Genomic DNA, 1098 nt, shown 5'->3' with positions numbered 1-1098 from the left:
TCTAAGAGAACACGAAGAACTTTTTCACAAGAATTCAAGCAACAAATCGTCAATCTTTACTTAGCTGGAAAGCCACGTGTAGAAATCATTCGAGAATATGAACTAACGGCTTCAGCATTTGACAAATGGGTAAAGCAATCTAAAACGAGTGGTTCATTCAAAGAAAAAGATAATCTTACGCCTGAACAAAAAGAATTGTTAGAACTACGTAAAAGAAACCAGCAATTAGAAATGGAAAATGATATTTTAAAGCAAGCAGCGCTGATATTCGGACGAAGAGACAAGTAATCGATGCGAATAAGCATCTTTACCCTATATCAGCGATGTGCAGAATATTAGGTCTATCACGTCAGTCCTATTATTATCAATCAAAACCAAAGAAAGACGAATCAGAACTTGAAGAAGTAGTCGCTGAAGAATTTATCCGCAGCCGAAAGGCCTACGGCTCAAGAAAAATAAAAAAAGCCTTATCAAAACGAGGCATTCAGATCAGCCGACGAAAAATTAGTAGAATCATGAAAAATAGAGGATTAAAATCGAGCTATACTGTTGCTTATTTTAAAGTACATCATTCTACTTGCAATGAAGCCAAAACGACAAACGTATTGAATCGTAAATTCTTAAGAGACAACCCATTAGAAGCGATCGTAACAGACTTGACTTATGTACGAGTCGGGAAAAAATGGAATTATGTCTGTTTCATTTTGGATCTGTTCAATCGAGAAATTCTCGGCTATTCTTGTGGAGAACATAAAGATGCCGTTCTAGTAAAAAAAGCATTTAGCCGTATCAAACAACCTCTGACAGAGGTTGAGATTTTTCATACTGATCGTGGAAAAGAGTTTGATAACCAAGCTATTGATGAATTATTAACAACTTTTGACATCAATCGATCATTGAGTCATAAAGGCTGTCCTTTTGATAATGCCGTAGCTGAATCAACTTATAAGTCGTTGAAAGTAGAATTTGTCTATCAATACACATTTGAAACCTTACAACAATTGGATTTGGAGTTATTTGACTATGTCAATTGGTGGAACCACCTTCGGTTGCACGGTACACTTGGCTACGAGACACCGGTTGGTTACCGTAACCAGA

General features: G+C 36.5%; 1 protein-coding gene. It reads left to right on the top strand.

The annotated features are described in order from the left end of the window. A protein-coding gene (locus tag DIZ30_RS00845; protein ID WP_109023045.1) for an IS3 family transposase occupies nt 1-1098 on the top strand; the annotation gives its coding sequence in 2 pieces (ribosomal slippage) (nt 1-274 and nt 274-1098; 1099 coding nt annotated over the 2 pieces). This gene is flagged as partial in the annotation.

Origin of the sequence: Enterococcus sp. H57 (assembly GCF_003112495.1) — a bacterium.
GTDB classification, from domain to species: Bacteria; Bacillota; Bacilli; order Lactobacillales; family Enterococcaceae; genus Enterococcus_B; species Enterococcus_B faecium.
This window is presented reverse-complemented; position numbering and strand designations above follow the sequence as displayed.